Source organism: Bacillus jepli (assembly GCF_047238305.1).
Lineage (GTDB): Bacteria > Bacillota > Bacilli > Bacillales > Bacillaceae_L > Ferdinandcohnia.
Map to the genome: position 1 here is coordinate 803937 of NZ_JBDFMO010000001.1, position 21382 is coordinate 825318.

Below are 21382 nucleotides of genomic sequence, written 5' to 3' on the forward strand. Positions count from 1 at the left end.
GCAAGTACGCAGGTCAATACTTAGCCTGTATACTGTGGTATTGATAACGAGTACCAAATCTCGTCGGAACCTACTCATAACAGTTGTCACTTTCAGCACGAAACTCAGAGGCCATTGTTCAGATTCGTATTTTTGCTTCTTTTCAGCTACCGAAGCTCTCTGTGTAAAATAGCTAAATCCTACTTTTTCTCTTCATCGTCTTTACGTAAGGTTATTATTAACTAGTTATTATAACCAGGTTCATCTTATATTGCAATTGGGATTTTTTAAATTTTAATCGTGTTATATTTCCCTTAATGCCTGTAAAATATCCGGCTGTCAACTATAAAATCGGGGATAACAGTCTTGAAATCGATTCTTTGAACTTGATGTTCCCGCCTCTTTTTTCGTATTCTTCAAATGTTAATAGCTTAGAACGTTTGATATCCTCTTTAAAAATGGCTGTTAACTCTTTTGATATATTCTCATCATATAAAAAGGCATTCACTTCAAAATTAAGTCGGAAGCTCCTCACATCGATATTCGCTGTACCGACCGAAGAAATCTCCTCATCGACCACAAGTGTTTTTGAATGAATAAAGCCATTACTATAAATATAAACATTTGCTCCAACAGGTAGCAGTTCCCCAATATGTGATAGGGTTGCCCAGTAAACGAATGGGTGGTCAGGTTTATCCGGAATCATGATATTCACTTCTACCCCTGAAAGACAAGCTACACGTATCGCATCCAATAAGCTTTTATCAGGTATAAAATAAGGTGTCTGCATATAAATCGACTTTTTAGCTGAGTAGAGCATTTTGATATAAGCATTTTTAATCTGCTCAAAGTCCGTATCAGGACCACTTGTCACAATCTGAATCCCAACATTACCAAGTCTGACATTCTCAATTGGAAATAACTCTGGATCATACATGATATCAAAATCACGAGATGCTTGGTTCCAGTCCAAAATGAAGCGAACCTGCATCGTATCAACAGCGGTTCCCCTTATGCGCAAATGAGTATCTCGCCAATATCCAAACCTCGTATTTAACCCAAGGTACTCATCCCCTACATTAAATCCACCGACATATCCTACCTTTCCATCAATAATGACCAATTTTCGATGATTTCGGAAGTTCATCCGCAAATTGATAAAACGTAGTTTCGAAGGAAAAAATACCTCGACCAGCCCGCCAGCTTCACGAAATTCTTTAAAAAACCTTTTTGTCAATGTCCTAGAACCTAGCTCATCATAAAGGACACGGACTGTTACACCTTCTTTTACCTTCCTCGTTAAATGCTCCATTAATTTTCGGCCTAGATTATCATTTTTAATAATATAATATTGCAAATGAATCGATTCTTTTGCAGCTTCAATATCTTCGAATAAACGGCGATATTTCTCTTGCCCATCAGTAAATACTTCTACTGCATTATTTTTCGTAAACAAGGCATTCGCATTGACAAGGTTCATATAAATAAGGTCTTGATTATCTTGTGTAATCGGGTTGTTAAATAGGAACTTTTGGGTTCGTAATAATTCTTTTTGCTTCTCAAGTACATCTTCTATCCCGCTCTTTTTTAAATCATCCCATTGAAATAGATGGTCACGGGTTAAATTTCTTCCCAGAATTAAATATAAAAGAAAGCCAGCTACAGGAATGAAAAAAAGGACTAATAACCACGCCCAGGTCGAACTCGCATCTCTTCTTTCGCGAAAGATGACAACCACGGCAAATACAATGTTTAAGACCATAACCAATCCTAATAATACCGATGTTATATTTACCATATTTCTCCTCTCTCACCGTTTCATTCTACACTCCAATATACTATATTTCAGAATGTTTATAAAACAATTAGCTATATGGCGCTTTCATATGCTTCTATGTTTTTCATATCCGCTCTTTGAAATTTTATTGTCTTTCTATCGTATTTATTTCCATTCTGAGTTTTTTATTAGAGAGCAAGAAACCTGGCTTTTTCTTCAGCCAGGTTCCATACACTAATGAATGTTTTTATCAACATACCTTCCATAGTCCGGAATCGCTATCTGATCAAAGTCCCTTACTAATCTACCTAAGGATTCTTCCAAGAAAGCACCTGTCATTGGTAAACCATGTCCCGTGATGGCAACACTCGGTTTAAGCGCCGCCAAGGTTTCAACGGACCTTTTTGCAGCTTGCCAATCTGTTGTTAAGTACCTTGGTGGACCACTAATTTCCTGATTTTGCGTAATCACCTTGTACAAAAACTCCTGTTTCACAGTCACAAATGCATCTCCAACAATAAGGGCACGATCTTTTTCACGGAAAAAGGATACATGCCCAGGTGCATGTCCCGGTGTATGGATCCAACGGAAATCGGACAAATGTGGTACTGTTCCATCTGCAGGTAATTTTTCCACATGATCCCCTAGCTGTATGGGCTCATTCGGAAACATCGGCGACATCTTTGCAACCATTCCACCTTCTACCGTCGGGTCTGGTTCAGGATAGCTTTGTTGCCCTGTTAAGAATGGCATTTCAAGTTCATGCGCGTAAACAGGTACATCCCAGTGTTCAACTAATTCAACGATTGCCCCCACGTGATCGAAATGGCCATGTGTTAACAGAATCGCCTTCGGACGACTATCCGTACCAAATCGTTCCTCACATACTGCAATTATTTCATCTGCAGAACCTGGCATGCCCGCGTCAACAATTACAAAATCCGATGTTCCCGACTCGCCGACCAGCGAAAAATTCACAATTTGGATGGTATGACAATAAAGATCTGGCAGTACCTGCAGCCCCATTCCACTAGCAATAGAAGTTGCAGGAATATATTTGTAGTCACTTCCATATTGCATGTCCTTCTCCATTAAAATCCTCCTTACAGATCTACATATTGATAGTGTTTCACGGAAGTAGTAATTTATTTATGGAGAAGACACACACCCTAGTCACCTAAGTTTGACAACCACTGCTTTAGTTTATTTTTTGGATAATAAACATTCCCGTTTAATACGATATGGGGAATCTCTGGGTGCTCCTTTATTAATGCCTTAGCATCCTCTTTGGAAACCCCAATATGATAATGGATATCCTTTTCCTTTATTAACTCATATAAATCCTCTTCATCAAGTTTATCCATAACACCCTTAGCTTCAGGATTTTTAAAATTTTTCAAGCCGTCTCCTATGAAATAACCGGCAGCGGCAATTCCAATCCCGATAAATAAATCCATTTTTCCACCCACTTCATTATAATAAACCTCTATATTATGTATTACGTTGATTCTTTTAAAAAGTTTCACATAAACGAAAAGGAACCAGCGCGCACCGGTTCCCTTAGTTATGTTTTTTTACACGTTTTGGATAATGAAAAATCATCCTTAGTATCGTGTAAAATAGCAAAATAAATACAATTGTATTGACAATCCAATGGGTGCCAATCAGAATGTTAGCTACCACAAATAGGATAATTGGCTTTGTTAACACAAACGCGCACATTTTCCATAGAAATTGAAATTTCAACTGGCGATGTGTAAGCTTGCTGATTCCTACTCCTAATCCTGCTAATACCGAAATCCCCGCGATTCCTAAAAACAGCATTAAAAATGGATAAAATAAAAGGACCTGGATGATATATATATTTTGTGGAATGTCACTTTCCTTATAAGAGTCATCCAAAAGCAAATTGATTTCAATTGGAAGTGCGATGATAAACAATAATAACAACAGGAAAAGAATCGTATGTCTCATTTCCAGCTTATTCAACCGCTTCATCGCTGCCTTATTTGGCAATCGCAAACTATCCATAAATGTCGACATGAGTTTCACATAAAGCACTCGTTTCGTTTAAAAATAATCGGACATAAAGATACCTTTCCGTAAGAAGAAAGGTATCCATTCATATTACTTATAAAATTCGTCAGGAATATTCCCGAATTTACGGTTGTGATAAAGTAGTGGTGGCTTGCTATAGTTTTCAATCTCAACCACTTCACCAATTAGAATCGTATGGTCGCCCGCTTCAACCGTTTTGAACGTTTTACAGTGTAAAACTCCTGATGACCCTTTCAAGATTGGAAGATTGTTATTAGACATCTCCCATTCACAGTTCGCAAATCGATCTGTTCCCTTGCTTGCGAAAAGGGCGCAAATATCCCCTTGGTCACCTGCTAGTACATGTACTGCAAATTTATCTGTTTTTGTGAAAATATCATAAGTGGATACTCTTTTATCAATTGACCATAAAATCAATAATGGATCCAATGAAACAGAGGCAAATGAGTTTACCGTAAGCCCAAGTGGAACTCCATTTTCGTCAGTCGTTGTCACAACTGTTACACCCGTCGGATAATTTCCCATGACGTCTTTAAAAGTCTGTACTTTATCCAAAGCTCACACACCTTTCTACACGATGACATACTTATTTACTATCATTCTATATTTTCAACTTACAAAAATCGTTAATATTACTATATCATGATTACTTTGACAATTCTAATCGTTTGCCTAACGGGCAGACGTATAAATATTCCCTTGGCGAATCCATTTCGTTGCGACCCATTTTTCTCCCTCAGATACAGGCATACTCGAATGCAACGACAGACGATCTACCTCACCTCTACTGTTTCCATACTGAAAATACACAGCAGAGCCTCTCTTCGGAACAATCGAAACGCCCGCTTTTGGAAAAACCGTTTCTCCTCCAGCAAGTACATCACTTAAATAAATAAGGAATGTACCCACCCGTTGACCTCCTTTTTCGGGGTCTACCTTACCCGGTGGAAAATAATCAAAATGACTTTTATATTCCTCACCGATGCCATAATTCAATACCTGGAGCCCTTCCCCATTTTCAACAGGGAACTCCGTTAATTCTGAGATTCTCGTTTCTATATCTTTAATAAATTCATTTTCTCGTAAATAAAAAGACATTCCTTTACTTGTTCGACCAGTTGCTGCTTTTTCTTCACCAGTCTTCGGGTCAATAACAGTTGACGGCTTAAGGCGGCTTCTTGACAATTCTATCAACTGTTCACATTCCTCATCGCTTAAGAAATGATCTAAATGCAAAATAAATGGTTTCTCTACCTTTGATAAGACCTTTATTTCTCGGTCTTTTGTGCGTAAAATACTCCCCTTCTTGGCGATTTCGGGCTGTTCATATTCGTATGGAGCTTGTACACCTGGTGTGTCAATCGGTTTATTTCCGACAATTCGAAACAGAGTTGTATAAGAGAGTTTAGGGTCATAGCCTTTCCGAATCATTGCATCTACAATTGCTTCAGGATTCACGCCACTGTTTAGAGTTTTAATAATCCAATCCATAAGTGCACCTGGAATTTGCTTTACTTTCTCCATTTCTTCCTCCCCTTTTGGAACGAGGGACCTGCCCTATGTTCCGAGCCCGTGTTTTATATAAAGTAATCCCTTACATTCCATTTTAATATATTCAAGTAAAATTGTGGTAGTAATTACTTTTTCCAATGATTGAACATTTTGGATTGCCACGTTTTCGACAAAAAATAAAAGTAACCACAGGTGTAGTTACTAAATAGTTTAGGTGTTCTTTATGTATGTGGGTTAGTTAGATTTCAAAAAACTTTCTTGCGAGGTCAGCAAATCCAAGTTCATCATCCGGTACTTCGTCCTCATGATAAATAGCATCCACTGGGCAAACCGAAACACAAGCCCCACAGTCAATGCAAATGTCGGGATTGATATAATACTGATCATCCCCAGGCTCTATACATTCGACAGGACACACCTCGACACACTCTGCTGCTTTCTCCGCCCCACATGGAGACGTAATTACATATGCCACCCAATCCCCCCTAGTTGAAAGCTTTCTAGTAGACTAGAAGTCTTCTGTATTCACTACACCCTATGTTGCTTAGGCGGGATGTATTCCGGATATTGGGATTTAGTTTGAGGATAATGGAGATTGGATGTGAGGCTTCGACTTTAATCCTAACCAAATCCCTCCACTAAAAAAGGGCAAGACCATTATGATCCCACCCCATCATTACCTTAAAAACCTTATTCACTCTTTTGTCCCGTATACACATGAATGGCGTCTCTTAGGAATGTTGCCGTTCCTGGCTGTTCTTTATCGTAATATGCCGTGAATCTCTCGTCATCCACATACATTTGCGCTAACCCCGCATGCGCTTCTTCACTATAACTTGGCCAGTAAAACATGAGCCATTGCTTATGCATTTCTGCGGCTTTCTGGGCAAGTTCTCCAGCTGGGTCGCCCGTCTTCATCGCTTCCCTTAATGTCTTCATTAATTCCTCTGAAAGTTGGGTCGCCTTATCATGATCGGCTTTGGACATGTTCATAAACTTCTCATTTGATTGTTTAACCGTTTCTTCGCCATATTTTTCTCGGATTTCTTTTCCGTATTGTTTCTCATTCTCTTCAACGGCTTTCTTTTTAAAACCTTCAAATTTTTCTTGATCGGACATCGTTATTCTCCCTTCTTTTTGCGCAATGGTTTTCTCGACATTGGCAATTAATTGATCAATTTGTTTTCGTTTATCAAGGAGCTGCTCTCGATGTTCTTCTAGTGCTTTGGATTCATCGAAAGCAGGGTTTGTCATGATTTGCTTAATATCAGTTAGATTGACTCCGAGCTCACGGTAAAAAAGAATTTGCTGCAGACGATTGACTTCATCTGGCCCATAGATTCGATATCCTGATGAATTGATTCTTGCCGGCTTAAGAATCTCAATTTCATCATAATATCGAAGTGTCCTTGTGCTTACTCCCGCTAGTTTCGCTAACTTTTGAACCGTGTATTCCATCTCATCACCCCCTGATATGTTTACTTTACACCTTTACGTTACGTTAAGGTCAACACTTCTTTTTATAAAAAAATAAAAAAACCCTACAAGATAGATATAACCTTGTAGGGCGTAAACAATTAGTTTTCTTGAATGTTTTTGCGGTCTTTCTTAAACATCTTGGATAAAATTTCATAGACAATTGGAACGACTAGTAGTGTTAATAAAGTTGAACTTGCTAGACCACCGATAACGGTAATTCCAAGCCCTTTCGAGATTAAGCCACCGCCGCCTTCGCCAAATAATAACGGAATTAACGCACCGATTGTCGCAATTGCTGTCATTAGAATAGGACGTAAACGAGTTGAGCCAGCTTCAAGAACTGCTTCACGCATCGTCATACCATCACGTTCCATATGGATAATACGGTCGACTAGAACGATTGCGTTCGTTACGACGATACCTATCAACATTAAGAGACCCATCATGACCGAAACGGAAATGGTTTCACCTGCAATCAATAATCCAACAAACGAACCAATAATCGCAAATGGAAGGGAGAACAGAATCGCAAATGGGGCAACTCCCTCACCAAATGTCACAACAAGAATAAAGTACACAATCGCAATCGCTGCAAGCATTGCAAGACCTAGCTGAGTAAATGTTTCAACCATGTCCGCTTGTACACCCGCAACTCCAAGTGTTACACCTTTAGGAAGGTCAAGTTCATCAATTTCTTTTCCAACCTTCGATGTTGCCTTTGAAATGTCGTCGCCGATAATGTTTCCTGAAACAGAAGCATAGTACTCGCCTTTACTCCGTGAAAGTGTATTTAAGGTTGTTCCTTCCTTAACCTCTACCAACTCAGAAAGCGGTAATGCAGTGCCTGTTGCCGTTGGAACTTGTGTTGCAAGAAGGTCATCAATTGATTTAGGTGCAGCGACTTTTTCCTGCTGAACAACAACCTCTATCGTATTTCCATCTTTTTCAACAGTTGTTAGTACCTCTTGTGAACGATCTGGATTTAACATCATGATAATCTGACCTGTTGTTAGGCCATATTGTAATAAATTATCTTGCTCAACATGGAACGTGTACTCTACGTACGCATCCTCCGCACTTGAAGAAACATCCTCCAAGCCGTCTGCTTCCTTCATGACACCTTCAACCATATCAACTGCATCATAAAGTTTATTTAAATCTTCACTATATAATGTATAGCTAACTTCATTTGAATTCATGGACATGGAAGAGAAGTTTTGGCTCTTCCACTCACCGGATTGGCCAATATTGAACACATACTCTTCAATTTCTTCACGGACTTCAGGGAAGTTCTTCATTTCCGGGTCAAAGATGAGGTACATAAGTGCACCATCACCGCCGCCTCCCATCATCGCAGCCGTCGGATCTCCACTTTCCGTTACAGAAACTTGAAGAATATCAATATCTTCGCGTTTTAATAACTCATCTTCAACGGCCGCCACATTTTCAAGCGTTTCATCCTTTAACTCACCAGTTCCTGGTGTGTAGGTTAAATACATAACCTTTTCTTCTTCACTACCCATAAAACTAAAACCGATTAAAGGTGTTAATGCTAAACTTCCGAATAATAGTAAGATCGAAATCACAGACACAATAATTTTATGGTTCAGTGACCAATTTAAAATGCCTTTGTACCCGTTCGCAAGCTTACCTGCTTCCTTATGTTTCGCTTCTGTTTTTTCCATATAAAGCTGCTTTTTAAACAAGGTATGTGATAAAGCAGGAACAATGGTGATGGCCACTAGTAAGGAAGCACCTAAAGCAAAGGTCATTGTTAATGCGAATGGCATGAACAATTCTCCAACCATTCCACCTACAAACACTAGTGGTGCAAATACAGCAACCGTAACTAATGTTGAGGAAAGGATTGGTTTGAACATTTCAATTGTTGCTTCGCGAATTAATGCGCGTCCATTTAATTTCTCTTCTTTTAAATGGAGTCGTCGATAAATGTTTTCAACAACTACAATGGAGTCATCAATTACCCGTCCGATCGCAACGGTAACCGCTCCTAACGTCATTAAGTTTAATGTAATATCCATCCATTTTAACAGCAATAATGCCATAAAAATGGAGACTGGGATCGATACAATCGAAATAATCGTTGATCTAAAATTACGTAAGAAAAGTAAAATGATTAATACCGCAATCAAGCCACCAAAGAGTGCCTTTTCGACCATCGTTGAAACAGATTGTTCAATTGGCTCACCTTGGTCGAGTGATACATCTATAGTAAGACCTTCAATTCTTTCCTGCTCATCTTTAATTAGGTCTTTGACTTCATTTACAACATCCACTGTGTTTGCTTGTTGCTCTTTGACAATTTGGATCGCAATCGCGTCTTTTCCATTCGTACGAGAAACAGATTGAACGCGACCAACCTCTTCGATTGTTGCGATATCACCAAGCTTCACAAATGGTACAGGATTATCTTCAGACGGTGTAACAGGAATTACCATTTCCTTTAATTCATCGGCTGTCATGAACTTTCCGTCAATCGCAACAGCTTGTTCACCTTCTTCAAACTCAAACAAACCTAATGATACAGCCATATCACTAGCTTGAATCATTTGCTTAGCTGTATCTTCTGTTAAGTCGAACTTAGCCATTTTCTCTTTATTATAGGTAAGTTGTACTTCCTCAATATGCTGACCTGTGATTGTTGCGGAACCAACCCCATCAAGTTTTTCAATTTTCGGAAGCAAAACATCTTCTACTGTTGATGTTAATTCCACAATATCTTCAGTTGTACTACTTACGCTAAGTGCCACGACTGGCATCATGTTCATGCTAATCGCTGTAATAACAGGCTCTTGTGCACTTTCAGGTAAACTTACTGCGTCTAACGCAGACTGCAAGGCACGTTTAGCCTCTTCCATATCCTCACCATAGTCATATTCAACTTGAATATTGGCCATGTTTGAATAGGAATTCGAATAGACAGATTTTACTCCATCTAGTCCTTCGACCGCTTTTTCAATCGGCATCGAAACATCTTCCATTACCTGTTCAGGAGTTGCTCCAGGATACACATCCATGACCATTAGGAACGGAATTGATATATCTGGAATCGTTTCTGTCTTCATTTGTGTACCTGAGTAGATTCCAGATACCGTTATAATAATTGTTAATAACCATACCGCTAGTTTGTTTTTTAGTACAAAATTGGCTATACCTCTCACACTTACACCTACCCTAGATTGACTTGTTTAACCCATTTATTTATAATAATGACCATTCAGTCATTTGTCAATGAAATACAGTGGGAGCGAAACAAATAATGGTAAAAAAGCAACTAATCATGGAAAAAGCGCTAGAACTGTTCGCAAAGCAAGGTTTTGAAGCAACTTCCGTTCAACAAATAACGGATCAATGCGGAATTTCAAAAGGTGCATTTTATCTTTCTTTTAAATCCAAGGATGAATTAATTATTGCCTTAATCGATCAATTTATGGAAGAAATTCTCGCTGACATTGACCATCTAGTCAGAAATAAAAAAAATGAAGAAAATCTTCTTTTTGATTTTTATTATGTGAGCTTTCAATCATTCGGACAGCATACGGACTTTGCCAATATCCTAATGAAGGAATACACGCAGTCTCTAAACGAACAGCTTATTCTAAAAATGCACAACTATGACAAGCTTATTAATTCCACGATTCTTTTGATGATTGACCGCGTCTATGGCGAAAAAGTAGAGCATACGAAATATGATTTACTCTTTTGCATTAAAGGCTTTATGCGAATGTATTCTGAGCTTTTTTTGCATCAAGGTTTTCCACTAGATGTGGAAGCCCTTTGTAGGTCCCTTGTGGAAAAAACAGATCTCTTGGCAAAAGGAATGACCCTTCCGTTCTTACAAAAAGAGCATATGGACTTGTCGACCTTTCAACTACAGGGGGATGTAACAAAGGAACAAATGGTTTCAATGGTAGACGAGAAGGTAAAAGAATTGGAGGGTTCCATTGAGAAGGAATCATTACTGCTTTTACAAGAACAGATTCAAAAACAAACGTTTAACCCTGCTATTATTAAAGGACTCCTGGAAAATATCCGTAACCATCCACATTGCAAGTGGATCGCCTACTCATTAGATAGATATTTTAATCTTTAAGGGACAGATCAAGATCCACGCTGGGACAACGGACCTGTCCCTTCGTCCCAAAAAAAGCACGGCAGACCTCTTACAGTTCTGCCGTGTTTTTTGTTATCGTATTTGGCCATTTCCGGTCATTAAGAATTTTACTGTTGTTAGGGCTTGTAACCCCATGGGTCCGCGCGCATGAAGTTTTTGAGTAGAAATGCCAATCTCCGTGCCAAATCCAAGGGCGCCACCGTCTGTAAACCTTGTAGAAGCGTTATGGTAGAGGGATGATGCATCGACAAGCTTCATGAACAAATCTGCGGTTTCTTGATTTTCTGTGATGATCGCTTCCGAGTGTTTAGTTCCGTACTGTTCAATATGCTCAATTGCTTCATGTACATGATCTACTATCTTCATTGCGATGTGTAGGCTTAAGTATTCATTTGCCCAATCTTCTTCCCCTGCAAGGACTGCATTTGGGATAACCGAAAGTGTCTGTTCATCCCCATGTACCGTGATTGAATGTTCCTGTAATGTCTTCACAAGCGCATCCTTATGCTCTAGCAACCAATCCTTCTGTATAAGGACTGTTTCTGCAGCATTACAAACCGCTGGTCGATCCGTTTTTGCGTTCACAAGAATTGGTAATGCCTTATTTACGTCCGCTTCGGAATCGAAATACACATGACAGTTCCCAACGCCTGTTTCAAGTACAGGGACTGTTGCTTGTTTCACAACCGTTTGAATTAAAGAAGCGCCGCCACGGGGAATAAGCACGTCAATGTATTTTTTCATCGTAAATAATGGCTGAGTCGCTTCTCTGTCTGAACTTGCAATAAATTGAACAGCTTCTTTTGGTATTTTCGTGTGTTCAAGCGCATTTTGAATAACGTCAACAATGGCTTTATTTGTGTAAATGGCAGATGAGCCACCTTTTAAAATAATGGCATTCCCTGATTTCAACGCAAGTCCAGTAGCATCAACCGTTACATTCGGACGTGCCTCATAAATCATCCCAATGACACCCAATGGCACAGTTACCTTTTTCACTTGTAAGCCATTTTCCAAAGTCCAGTCTGAGATGACTTGGTCTGTGGGATCCTCTAGACCAGCAACCTGACGAAGCCCCTCCGCAAAATCAAAGATACGTTCCTTCGTTAAAGTTAGTCGGTCCATAAAAGCTGGTGTGTAACCAGCTTCTTTGCCTTTTTGAAGGTCCACTTTATTCGCTTCTAAAATGGACTCATATCCCGCTTCCAAATGTTCGGCTAAAATATATAAAGCTCTATTTTTATCCTCTGTTGATAAAATACCTACTTTTTTTGAAGCTTTTTTTGCTAAACGTGCTTGTGATACAATATCGACATTTTCTTTAACTAACGTCACGAAATTCCTCCTTTTATACCCCGACCGTTATTGGGGCGTCAATATGACAAACAAAATCTCCCATCTCCATGATGACAGTATAATCAGTTGATTGATCTTTTTGGGCCTCCAGCATCCTTCTCAAATCAGCAGAAGAAACCTTCACAACCCCACGTGCTATTTCTTCATCATCGGGATCCATTACACGGACAACAGCACCTTTATCAAACCTACCATCGACCTGTTTAATTTCTTTAAGACGCAAGCTTTTTCTCTTTTTCACCATTCGATCTGTCGCATAAGGATTTAGAATAATTTCACCTTTAGCACCTGAGTGAAAAGCAATCCACTTTTTCTTTTGATTAAGTGTGCTCACGGACCCTTTACAAGTAAAATACGTACCGGTTGCTGTTTCTCCTACTGCATCCATAATGATATTCTCCTTGTTTGCATTTCCTAAAAAGGTAGAAATGCCCGATGCCATTGCAATCTTAACGGCTTCAATTTTTGACTTCATGCCTCCTGTACCAACCGAACTCCCGGACCCACCTGCAGCATTTTCGATGTCAGCGGTAATTTCAGGTACGCGCTCAATTAGTTTTGCATCCTCATTTGTTGTCGGGTTTTTATCATACAAACCATCTATGTCAGATAAAATCACTAGCTGGTCGGCATCTACTAATCCAGCAACCTTAGCCGCCAACGTGTCATTATCGCCAAAGTTCAAACGCTCAGTTGAAAGCGTGTCATTTTCATTGACGATTGGAATTATTCCTCTTTCTAATAAAACATTTAAGGTGTTATGAACGTTTTGGTAACGTGACTCATCTAAAAAATCGCTTCTTAAAATCAAAATCTGTGATGCCACATATCCATGTGATAAAAAAAGATGGGAATAGGTTTCGATTAATAGCCCCTGACCAATCGAAGCTGCTGCCTGTTTTTCCGGCAATGAATCAGGGCGCTTAAGACAGCCGAGTTTTCGATACCCCGCAGCAACTGCCCCTGATGAAACAAGGACAACCTCATGCCCTGCATCTTTTAGCTGAGCTATTTCATTCGCTATTTTTTCTAGCTTTCTCTTACTAATTTCTCCATGACGGCTTGTTAATGAGCTACTTCCTATTTTGATAACGACTCTCTTTTCTATGGACATCCGATCAATCCTTATCTTTTTTTGTTTTGATTGCCGGACGAAGCGTTTATCGCCGGTAAAATTATAATGTTAAACAGCCTGAACCTTTTTGGCAGTCTTGCCCTCAAGCTGCGAACTTATCTCATGTGAACGCTTTGCTGCATGTTTAATAGCTTGTGAAATCGCCTTGCCACCGCCATTCTTTTCTAATGCTGCTAAACCAGCGGCAGTCGTTCCGTTCGGTGAAGTTACATTTTCCCGTAATGTTGATGGCGTTTCACCCTGTTGCTGGACCATTTTGGCTGCGCCAACAATCATTTGCGCAATAATATCCCTTGATAGGTTTTCTTGTAAGCCTAACTTTTTTGCGGTTGCTTCCATATGTTCCATAAGGTAATAAATATAGGCTGGCCCACTGCCTGCTACTCCTGTAAAAACATCCATTTGCTCTTCGGGAATTTCATACACTTCACCAATGGATTTGAGTAATTCTTCTGCTAGAATCATATTTTCATTTGTCGTATAAGAACCGGCTGATATAGCCGTTGTAGACTCTCCAATCATGCTAGATGTATTCGGCATTACCCGGATCACCTGTTGCCCCACTGGTAGATATTGCTCCATATAGGTTGTAGTAATACCCGCTAACACGGATAAAACAAGTTGGTTTGGTTGAAGTGAATCTTTGATGGACTGTAATGCAGTTTCTGCATCTTTAGGTTTCATTGCGAGGACAATAATATCGATATTTTTTAGGGCTAGATCTTGGCTTGCTATCCCATTAATGTTATAAATAGCTTCTAACTGTTGTAGTCTTTCCGTATTTGTTCTGTTGGTTACAAAAATCTGTTTAGTTGGGACTTTTCCAGCTGCGACAATTCCTGAAATCATTGCTTCTGCCATGGATCCTGCCCCTATAAAAGCAATCGTTTTTTCATGTAACATCAAATGTCTCCCTTGTGGTAAATTTTAAAACATAGTACCTATCGTAACATCTTTAAAATCATAAACAAGGGATTCCCGGAAAGTCATATGCATATGATTCAATTAGTTAGTGTAAACGCTACCACGAAAAGCTAATCACATCTAACCATCTGATACGCGCTCAAACCGTCGCTTAGGATAATATTTGAAGAATGGACAAGAGTGTACGGGTTCGAATGTCCCCATTCGCGGTAATTAGAAATGGTTCTTTTGGTATATAGGATTATCTGATTTAACTAAATTGCCTCATCTAAAAATATCAAAATTATTCCAGTATATATTTTTTCATATTAAAAAATAACAAAAAGATATCAAATATATTGACAATTATATTCTACGGATGTATAGTGTGATTTATATTAAAAATACTTCTTATCAAGAGAGGTGGAGGGACTGGCCCTTTGAAGCCTCGGCAGCGGACAATTCGTACCGTGCCAATTCCAGCAAGTTACTTGAGAGATAAGAAGAGGATACTGGAATTGACTTTCTGCCCTCTTCTGTCTGAAGAGGGCTTTTTATATTTTCATAAAATAATATTTTCTGATTTTAAGAATAATAATTTGCTATTCGGAAATGTTGAGGAAACTTTTTTAAGGGACAAACGAAAGGAGATCAAAAATGATAGAGTTTCAAGATCTGATTAAGGTATATGACAGCGGCGGAAAGAAAGTGCACGCTTTAAATAACGTCAATTTAAAAATTAACAAAGGAGAAATCTACGGGGTGGTCGGATTCAGCGGTGCCGGCAAAAGTTCATTAATTCGCTGTGTGAATTTCCTTGAACGTCCTACCTCAGGAAAGGTCATTGTTGACGGTCACGACCTAACAACTCTTTCCGAAAAGCAAATTCGCGAAGTAAAGAAAAATATTGGGATGGTATTCCAACACTTTAACCTTTTAAATTCAAAAACAGTATACGCGAATGTCGCAATGCCACTTATTTTAAGCAAAACACCAAAGGAACAAATTAAAAAACGTGTTATAGAACTGCTTGATTTCGTCGGCTTAGGTGATAAGGCTGATGTTTATCCCGACCAACTTTCTGGAGGGCAAAAGCAACGAGTTGGAATTGCTAGAGCATTAGCAACACAGCCTTCGATTCTTCTTTGCGATGAAGCTACCTCTGCGCTCGATCCGCAGACAACAAGCTCCATCCTGCAATTGTTGAAAAAAATCAATCAAGAATACAACATTACGATCTTAATGATTACTCATGAAATGTCTGTGATTCGTGAAATTTGTGATCGTGTAGCTGTCATGGAAGCAGGACAAGTGATTGAAGAAGGAACTGTCTTTGATGTCTTTTCCGCACCTAAGACACAAACCGCCCAAAACTTTGTCAGCACTGTCATGCACGATCAAATTCCTGAGTCCATTTTAAGCATGATTAATAACAACCAGGGATCACTGAACATCTTCCGAATAAGCTTTGTCGGTCAATCAACAGGAAAGCCGTTTTTATCACAACTCGCAAAGAAGTTGGATATCGATATCAACGTGCTGTTCGGTAGCATCACAGAGCTTCAAGGTATCCCATTCGGTAACTTGATTGTGGAAATTCAGGGGCCTGACGCAGAGGTAAAACGCGCTTTAACGTATATGCAATCACAACAAATAAGCTTCAAGGAAGTGACATCCCATGCTAGTTAATACGGAACAAATCATCGAAGCGCTCATTGAAACGATACAAATGGTGGCCTTCTCCTTTATCTTTTCAATTATTCTCGGGTTGCCACTCGGCATTCTACTATTTGTAACCCGCAAAGGTCAGATACTTGAGAATCAGCCGGTTTTTACCGTTGTAAATGCAATCATTAATATTTTCCGTTCCATTCCATTCATTATTTTACTGGTAGCAATCATTCCGGTTACCCGGTTGATCGTTGGAACATCAATTGGAACAGCTGCTGCAATTGTTCCGCTCGTATTTTATGCCGGACCATATATTGCCAGATTAGTAGAAAGCTCATTACTTGAAGTGGACGAAGGTGTGCTTGAAGCAGCTAATGCGATGGGAGCAACTCCCTTCCAAACGATTTTTCGATTCTTACTTCCCGAAGCGCTCAGTTCATTAGTCGTAAACTTTACAATTGCGACAATCGGGCTGATTGGTGCATCTGCCATGGCAGGTACTGTCGGTGGTGGAGGAATCGGGGACCTTGCGATTACCTACGGGTACCAACGCTTTGATACTACTACAATGATCATTACCGTTGTCATTCTGATTGTGATGGTTCAAGGTCTACAATCATTCGGCAACGTCTTATCGAAAAAAATACGAAGAAGATAATCTAGGAGGAAACGTATCATGAAAAAATTATTCTTATCCATTCTTTTACTTACATTAGTCATCTTTACGGCTGCATGCTCTAACAACAGCGCTAGCGATAAAGAATCAGAAACAAAAAAAGTTAAAATTGGCATCACAGGTACTGACACACGTACATGGGATTATGTAGCTGAAAAAGCCGCTAAAGAAGGTATCGAAATTGAGCTTGTCTCATTTAGTGACTATGTTCTACCAAACACAGCACTTGCTGATAACGAAATAGACGCGAACTCATTCCAGACGGTTGCTTACTTTGACCAATTTATTGAAGAACATAATCTAGACCTTGTGCCAATTGCAACAACTTATCTTGCCCCAATGGCTATTTACTCTGAAAAATTGAAGGATGTAAAAGAGATCAAAGACGGTGCGAAAATCGCTTTACCAAATGATGTATCTAACCAAGGAAGAGCCCTTTTATTACTACAAGAAGCTGGGTTACTTAAACTAGTTGATAATTATGATGGTCTAGGTTCAATCGAAGAAGCAGTTGTTGAAAACCCTAAAAATATTGAATTAATTCCAACAGCTCCTGCCCAAATTCCAAGAGCTCTACCTGATGTAGATGCAGGTATTATCAATAACGGATTTGCAAGAGATGCTGGGTTAAATCCAATTGAAGACTCTATTTTCCATGAAAGTGAAACAGCGATTGACTATCTCAACATTATTGCGGTAAACAAGGAAGATAAAGACGACAAGACCTTAAATCGAATTGCTGAACTTTTCCAAGAGGAAGATACAGCTGATTTTATTAACAAAGAACATGGCGGTACACTAATCCCAACCTTTGTTCCACTTGAGAATATTGGCTGGTAACTACCAAACCTAGAGGGAAACTTAGTTTCCCTCTTTTACATAATAAAGGAGGAAATACTCATGACCCAGGTAATCACTCATTTAACAGAAGCAATCACTGCAAATATTGATACGAATAAAGAACGCTATATTGAAACAAGTCACAATATCCATGCAAACCCAGAGATTGGCAATGAGGAATTTTTCGCCTCTGAACAATTAACGAAGATTCTTGAAGACGAAGGATTTTCTGTTGAAAAAGGTGTAGCCGGTCACGAAACCGCCTTTGTTGCCCGTTTCAAATCAGAAAAGCCGGGTCCATCCATTGCCTTTTTAGCTGAATATGACGCTCTTCCTGGTTTAGGTCATGCTTGCGGACATAATATCATTGGAACATTGAGTGTCGCTGCGGCGGTTGGATTAAGCAAGATACTTACGGAGACTGGCGGCGAGGCAGTTGTTTTTGGAACGCCTGCTGAAGAAGGTGGTCCAAACGGAAGTGCAAAAGGAAGCTTTGTTAAACACGGATTGGTTGAGGGAATCGATGCAGCTATGATGATCCACCCTCAAGGAAAAACGAGTCTTACCTCTCCTTCCCTAGCTGTTGACCCGCTTGATTTTGAATTCATCGGAAAATCAGCTCACGCGGCTGCCGCTCCTCATAAAGGAATTAATGCCTTGGATGCAGTCATTCAGCTATTCAACGGTATCAATGCTCTTCGCCAGCATGTCACAGACGATGTCCGCATTCACGGCATCATCACACATGGCGGTGACGCGCCAAACATCGTTCCTGATTATGCGAAGGCTCGATTCTTTATCCGAGCGGCTACAAGATCGGGGCTAAACGAAGTTACCCAGCGAGTAAAAGCAATTGCTGAAGGCGCAGCTCTAGCAACAGGTGCAAAGCTCAATGTCATTGCCTTTCAGAATGAAGTCGATAATTTGTTGTTAAACGATGCGTTCAACGTCGTATTCAAAGAAGTCATTGAAGAGTTGGGAGAATACGTAGCGGACGAAAGAGAAGGAATTGGTTCCACAGATGCCGGCAACATCAGCCAAGTCGTGCCGACCATTCATCCATATATTAAAATTGGAGCAGATAACCTTGTCCCTCATACCGTGCCATTTAGAGAGGCTGCAGCATCTGAACGAGGCGATCACGCATTAATCACTGGCGCGAAAGCACTTGGCCTCACCGCATTACGCCTGATTATAGAACCACAACTGCTTGAAGAAATCAAAGACGAATTCCAACAAAGAAAAGCAGCAGAAGAAGCGAAGTAAGCAAAATCTCCTTAGGAATTTTTCTTGAGGAGATTTTTTTGTGGGTAAATTGGACAGGTTCATCGTCTCAAAATTTAAATTAATTAAAACTTGAAATATATCAAAAAACTTGGTATCATACTAACAAATCAAAAAGGATATATGTGACTGGCGCACGCGGAAAACCGCGAGGGAGCATATAGTATCGGAGCCGTTCGCCTGGGCAGAGGTAAGGGAAAGCCCCCTTGCCTCTTTCTGTTATCCATGGGAAGTTGTAATTTTTACCATCCGTAAACAGATCCAGACCTCATTAATTTGTATATTAATAGTTTTCTATACTTAAAATCTATGTTCAGGAAAGAGGTAGACGAGATGAGCACACTTCTTAAAAACCAGGTAAAAACGATTAAAACGTTAAATAATATTGCAGAAAGCGGACTAAAGGTATTCGAGAAAGGTTCATTTACAATCGATGATCAAAGTGAAAACCCTGATGCGATTGTTGTTCGAAGTTTCAATATGCATGACCTCGAGCTTGGCGATAATGTAAAAGCAATTGCACGCGCAGGTGTTGGTGTAAACAATATTCCCATCCAAAAATGCACGGAGAAAGGGATTGTTGTATTTAATACACCGGGTGCCAACGCAAACGCTGTAAAAGAAATGGTTTTAACGGCTTTAATGGCTACATCCCGTAATGTCTTTGCGGGCATCTCTTGGACAAAAACATTAGAAGACAAAGGCGACCAGATACCGGCACTCGTTGAAAAAGGAAAAAAACAATTTGTCGGAAAAGAAATCAAAGGGAAAACTTTAGGTGTGATTGGTTTAGGTGCAATCGGTGCGTTAGTTGCAAACGATGCGCTTGATCTAGATATGGACGTAATCGGATTCGATCCATTTATCTCTGTTGATACCGCCTGGAACTTATCACGTAATGTTCAGCGCGCAATGTCACTTGAACAGCTGTTTGCAGAGTCTGACTATATTACCGTACACGTTCCATTAACGAACGATACAAAAGGAATGTTTAATAAAGAAACATTCAGCATCATGAAGCCAGGTGTTCACATTATCAACTTCTCACGAGGAGAACTTGTGAACGAAATCGATATGGCAGTTGCGCTTGAAGATGGAATCGTTGGAAAGTATATGACAGATTTCCCTAATGAAAATGTTTTAAAAATGAAGAATACCATTTGCACACCACATCTTGGCGCTTCAACAAATGAGTCTGAGGAAAATTGTGCAATTATGGCAGCTCGTCAGACTAAGGAATTCTTGGAGACAGGTAATATTAAAAACTCAGTAAACTTTCCAAACGCATCTCTCCCATACACAGGCAAAACACGTGTAACGGCTTTCCATAAAAATGTGCCTCATATGGTTGGTCAAATCACATCAGCTATCTCAAACTATGAATTGAACATTGCTGACATGGTAAACAGAAGCCGCGGAGAATATGCATATACAATGATCGACATTGACAATAAAGTAAATGGAGATATCGTTCCTAGTTTACTAGAAAAAATCAAGCAAATTACTGGAATTGTTTCAGCACGAGTGATTTAAGATAAAAAAGGAAGCAAGGGGTGGTGTTACCCCTTGCTTCTTTTGTTTCTTTTATTTCCTGCGCCGGTTTAATTTTTCCTAATTTATTCCAGTTAGCTACCTCTTTCTTGCCCTTTCTGGTTCGTAATATCCTAATTTATTCCAGGTGCGTGCCTCTTTCTTCCTTTAAAACACCATCTCTTCAATCATTTCTTCAGTTCCCGTGTTAATAAATAATCCACGAACAATTACATCATCTGGCACGAGTGGATGGTTCCGGATTGTATCGGCATTTTTTTGCACATAATCGGTTGCTGACTTGTTCCCTTTTAGCCACTCTTGCAAATTCATACCAAGGAATTCTGGCTTACAATTCTTGAAAAGATACTCAAGTGTTTCAAGTTTATCCTGAGGGACAGAGGGACAGGTACATTGGTCCAAGCGCGATGTATCAATCCCCTTGTCCCCAACAATATAAACTTCTTTAATTTTTTCTTGGTAAATAGTAATGATGATATCCCTGATGATCTCGCCGAAAGGATGTAACACTTCCCGACCATTGCTATTCAAGATGATGATATCCTTTGGGTTGATATTGTTCACATAGTTGGATAAACATTCTGGCTGGTATTCTGCTTCAGTTAAAAATAACACTTTCGTTCTTTCGTCTGAATTCATTGCATTCACCCCATTAATTTAATTGGCTTTCCAAGTCAGTTGAAAGTTTAAAGACAATAACCCGTTCTCCAGTATGTGTACTAATATCTGTGTAAAAACTAATGACTTCCTGTCCAGTGATTGTATAAATGATGTTTTTTAATTCTTCAACACCAGACTCTACCAAGCTATTTCGGTTTTGTTTGACGGCTAGGAGACCTCGTTGATCCTCACAGAGGGAATATTCAGCAGGAGTTAAAATACCACGCAAGACAACAATAATCATATCCCTTAAAATATCTGATTTAACCGAAACTGAACCGCGTCCGAGATAACTTTTTTCCCATTGTGTTAATTCTTTGCTAATTTCTGCTTCAATTGCTCCTTTTGACTTCTCCATCATGATAC

At 39.5% G+C, this 21382-nt stretch carries 20 protein-coding genes, 2 riboswitches and 1 other annotated feature (1 of these 23 running past the window's edge); of the genes, 6 read left to right on the top strand and 14 right to left on the bottom strand.

Annotated features, from left to right (window positions below; genetic code table 11):
* Window positions 1-205, bottom strand: a binding site (T-box leader) (it extends 67 nt beyond the left edge of the window).
* 117 nt (window positions 206-322) lie between these two features.
* From cls to ABC371_RS04135, 9 genes are all read right to left on the bottom strand, one after another.
* Window positions 323-1777 (bottom strand): cardiolipin synthase, encoded by a 1455-nt coding sequence (cls, locus tag ABC371_RS04095; RefSeq protein ID WP_412895684.1) that lies wholly within the window; start codon window positions 1775-1777, stop codon window positions 323-325.
* A gap of 213 nt (window positions 1778-1990) precedes the next feature.
* Complete coding sequence (locus ABC371_RS04100; protein ID WP_412895685.1) at window positions 1991-2848, bottom strand: MBL fold metallo-hydrolase; 858 nt, start codon at window positions 2846-2848, stop codon at window positions 1991-1993.
* A 77-nt stretch (window positions 2849-2925) separates the two neighbouring features.
* Window positions 2926-3213, bottom strand: coding sequence for a DNA-binding protein (locus tag ABC371_RS04105; protein ID WP_412895686.1), 288 nt, complete (start codon window positions 3211-3213; stop codon window positions 2926-2928).
* A gap of 103 nt (window positions 3214-3316) precedes the next feature.
* On the bottom strand, window positions 3317-3799 hold the full coding sequence (locus tag ABC371_RS04110) for a DUF1189 family protein (RefSeq protein ID WP_412899273.1): 483 nt from the start codon (window positions 3797-3799) through the stop codon (window positions 3317-3319).
* An 84-nt stretch (window positions 3800-3883) separates the two neighbouring features.
* Complete coding sequence (locus ABC371_RS04115) at window positions 3884-4339, bottom strand: flavin reductase family protein (protein ID WP_412899274.1); 456 nt, start codon at window positions 4337-4339, stop codon at window positions 3884-3886.
* 147 nt (window positions 4340-4486) lie between these two features.
* Window positions 4487-5338, bottom strand: a complete 852-nt coding sequence (locus tag ABC371_RS04120) for a 2OG-Fe(II) oxygenase (RefSeq protein WP_412895687.1) — start codon at window positions 5336-5338, stop codon at window positions 4487-4489.
* Window positions 5339-5564: 226 nt separating this feature from the next.
* Window positions 5565-5801 (bottom strand): ferredoxin family protein, encoded by a 237-nt coding sequence (locus ABC371_RS04125; RefSeq protein WP_412895688.1) that lies wholly within the window; start codon window positions 5799-5801, stop codon window positions 5565-5567.
* A gap of 215 nt (window positions 5802-6016) precedes the next feature.
* A complete protein-coding gene (locus tag ABC371_RS04130) occupies window positions 6017-6784 on the bottom strand; it encodes a MerR family transcriptional regulator (RefSeq protein ID WP_412895689.1) in 768 nt (255 codons plus the stop codon).
* A 119-nt stretch (window positions 6785-6903) separates the two neighbouring features.
* Window positions 6904-9987 carry an efflux RND transporter permease subunit gene (locus tag ABC371_RS04135; protein WP_412895690.1) on the bottom strand — a complete coding sequence of 1028 codons (3084 nt, stop codon included), beginning with the start codon at window positions 9985-9987 and terminating at the stop codon, window positions 6904-6906.
* Window positions 9988-10085: 98 nt separating this feature from the next.
* Here ABC371_RS04135 and ABC371_RS04140 point away from each other — a divergent pair, with 98 nt between their 5' ends.
* A complete protein-coding gene (locus ABC371_RS04140) occupies window positions 10086-10919 on the top strand; it encodes a TetR/AcrR family transcriptional regulator (RefSeq protein ID WP_412895691.1) in 834 nt (277 codons plus the stop codon).
* A 93-nt stretch (window positions 10920-11012) separates the two neighbouring features.
* Here ABC371_RS04140 and ABC371_RS04145 read toward each other — a convergent pair whose 3' ends face one another.
* The 3 genes from ABC371_RS04145 to proC form a co-directional block, all read right to left on the bottom strand.
* A complete protein-coding gene (locus ABC371_RS04145; RefSeq protein ID WP_412895692.1) occupies window positions 11013-12275 on the bottom strand; it encodes a glutamate-5-semialdehyde dehydrogenase in 1263 nt (420 codons plus the stop codon).
* Between the two features lie 13 nt (window positions 12276-12288).
* Window positions 12289-13410: a glutamate 5-kinase gene (proB, locus tag ABC371_RS04150; protein ID WP_412895693.1), complete on the bottom strand. Its 1122-nt coding sequence runs from the start codon at window positions 13408-13410 to the stop codon at window positions 12289-12291.
* 69 nt (window positions 13411-13479) lie between these two features.
* Entirely contained in the window at window positions 13480-14334 is an 855-nt protein-coding gene (gene proC / locus ABC371_RS04155; RefSeq protein ID WP_412895694.1) for a pyrroline-5-carboxylate reductase, read from the bottom strand.
* Window positions 14335-14742: 408 nt separating this feature from the next.
* A riboswitch (SAM riboswitch) is annotated at window positions 14743-14839 on the top strand.
* Between the two features lie 152 nt (window positions 14840-14991).
* On the opposite strand from proC, the gene ABC371_RS04160 reads away from it, so the two are divergent.
* From ABC371_RS04160 to ABC371_RS04180, 5 genes are all read left to right on the top strand, one after another.
* Window positions 14992-16023, top strand: coding sequence for a methionine ABC transporter ATP-binding protein (locus ABC371_RS04160; RefSeq protein ID WP_412895695.1), 1032 nt, complete (start codon window positions 14992-14994; stop codon window positions 16021-16023).
* On the top strand, window positions 16013-16663 hold the full coding sequence (locus ABC371_RS04165; protein ID WP_412895696.1) for a methionine ABC transporter permease: 651 nt from the start codon (window positions 16013-16015) through the stop codon (window positions 16661-16663). Before ABC371_RS04160 ends, ABC371_RS04165 begins: the two co-directional genes overlap by 11 nt.
* An 18-nt stretch (window positions 16664-16681) precedes the next feature.
* The gene (locus tag ABC371_RS04170) at window positions 16682-17521 is read left to right on the top strand and encodes a MetQ/NlpA family ABC transporter substrate-binding protein (RefSeq protein WP_412895697.1); all 840 of its coding nucleotides are present in this window, start codon (window positions 16682-16684) and stop codon (window positions 17519-17521) included.
* 60 nt (window positions 17522-17581) lie between these two features.
* A complete protein-coding gene (locus ABC371_RS04175) occupies window positions 17582-18787 on the top strand; it encodes a M20 family metallopeptidase (RefSeq protein WP_412895698.1) in 1206 nt (401 codons plus the stop codon).
* A 133-nt stretch (window positions 18788-18920) separates the two neighbouring features.
* Window positions 18921-18998: riboswitch (ZMP/ZTP riboswitch) on the top strand.
* 140 nt (window positions 18999-19138) lie between these two features.
* Window positions 19139-20338 carry a phosphoglycerate dehydrogenase gene (locus ABC371_RS04180; protein ID WP_412895699.1) on the top strand — a complete coding sequence of 400 codons (1200 nt, stop codon included), beginning with the start codon at window positions 19139-19141 and terminating at the stop codon, window positions 20336-20338.
* Between the two features lie 165 nt (window positions 20339-20503).
* Here ABC371_RS04180 and ABC371_RS04185 read toward each other — a convergent pair whose 3' ends face one another.
* Window positions 20504-20995 carry a carbonic anhydrase gene (locus tag ABC371_RS04185; protein WP_412895700.1) on the bottom strand — a complete coding sequence of 164 codons (492 nt, stop codon included), beginning with the start codon at window positions 20993-20995 and terminating at the stop codon, window positions 20504-20506.
* Between the two features lie 13 nt (window positions 20996-21008).
* Window positions 21009-21374: a Na-translocating system protein MpsC family protein gene (locus ABC371_RS04190; protein WP_412899275.1), complete on the bottom strand. Its 366-nt coding sequence runs from the start codon at window positions 21372-21374 to the stop codon at window positions 21009-21011.
* Window positions 21375-21382 lie beyond the last annotated feature (8 nt).

What these genes read in the sequence shown, in the direction of transcription:
- cls (WP_412895684.1), bottom strand. Translation starts at nt 1,777, where the DNA reads ATGGTAAATATAACATCGGTATTATTAGGATTGGTTATGGTCTTAAAC.
- ABC371_RS04100 (WP_412895685.1), bottom strand. Translation starts at nt 2,848, where the DNA reads ATGGAGAAGGACATGCAATATGGAAGTGACTACAAATATATTCCTGCA.
- ABC371_RS04105 (WP_412895686.1), bottom strand. Translation starts at nt 3,213, where the DNA reads ATGGATTTATTTATCGGGATTGGAATTGCCGCTGCCGGTTATTTCATA.
- ABC371_RS04110 (WP_412899273.1), bottom strand. Translation starts at nt 3,799, where the DNA reads ATGTCGACATTTATGGATAGTTTGCGATTGCCAAATAAGGCAGCGATG.
- ABC371_RS04115 (WP_412899274.1), bottom strand. Translation starts at nt 4,339, where the DNA reads ATGGGAAATTATCCGACGGGTGTAACAGTTGTGACAACGACTGACGAA.
- ABC371_RS04120 (WP_412895687.1), bottom strand. Translation starts at nt 5,338, where the DNA reads ATGGAGAAAGTAAAGCAAATTCCAGGTGCACTTATGGATTGGATTATT.
- ABC371_RS04130 (WP_412895689.1), bottom strand. Translation starts at nt 6,784, where the DNA reads ATGGAATACACGGTTCAAAAGTTAGCGAAACTAGCGGGAGTAAGCACA.
- ABC371_RS04140 (WP_412895691.1), top strand. Translation starts at nt 10,086, where the DNA reads ATGGTAAAAAAGCAACTAATCATGGAAAAAGCGCTAGAACTGTTCGCA.
- proB (WP_412895693.1), bottom strand. Translation starts at nt 13,410, where the DNA reads ATGTCCATAGAAAAGAGAGTCGTTATCAAAATAGGAAGTAGCTCATTA.
- proC (WP_412895694.1), bottom strand. Translation starts at nt 14,334, where the DNA reads ATGTTACATGAAAAAACGATTGCTTTTATAGGGGCAGGATCCATGGCA.
- ABC371_RS04160 (WP_412895695.1), top strand. Translation starts at nt 14,992, where the DNA reads ATGATAGAGTTTCAAGATCTGATTAAGGTATATGACAGCGGCGGAAAG.
- ABC371_RS04165 (WP_412895696.1), top strand. Translation starts at nt 16,013, where the DNA reads ATGCTAGTTAATACGGAACAAATCATCGAAGCGCTCATTGAAACGATA.
- ABC371_RS04170 (WP_412895697.1), top strand. Translation starts at nt 16,682, where the DNA reads ATGAAAAAATTATTCTTATCCATTCTTTTACTTACATTAGTCATCTTT.
- ABC371_RS04175 (WP_412895698.1), top strand. Translation starts at nt 17,582, where the DNA reads ATGACCCAGGTAATCACTCATTTAACAGAAGCAATCACTGCAAATATT.
- ABC371_RS04180 (WP_412895699.1), top strand. Translation starts at nt 19,139, where the DNA reads ATGAGCACACTTCTTAAAAACCAGGTAAAAACGATTAAAACGTTAAAT.
- ABC371_RS04185 (WP_412895700.1), bottom strand. Translation starts at nt 20,995, where the DNA reads ATGAATTCAGACGAAAGAACGAAAGTGTTATTTTTAACTGAAGCAGAA.
- ABC371_RS04190 (WP_412899275.1), bottom strand. Translation starts at nt 21,374, where the DNA reads ATGGAGAAGTCAAAAGGAGCAATTGAAGCAGAAATTAGCAAAGAATTA.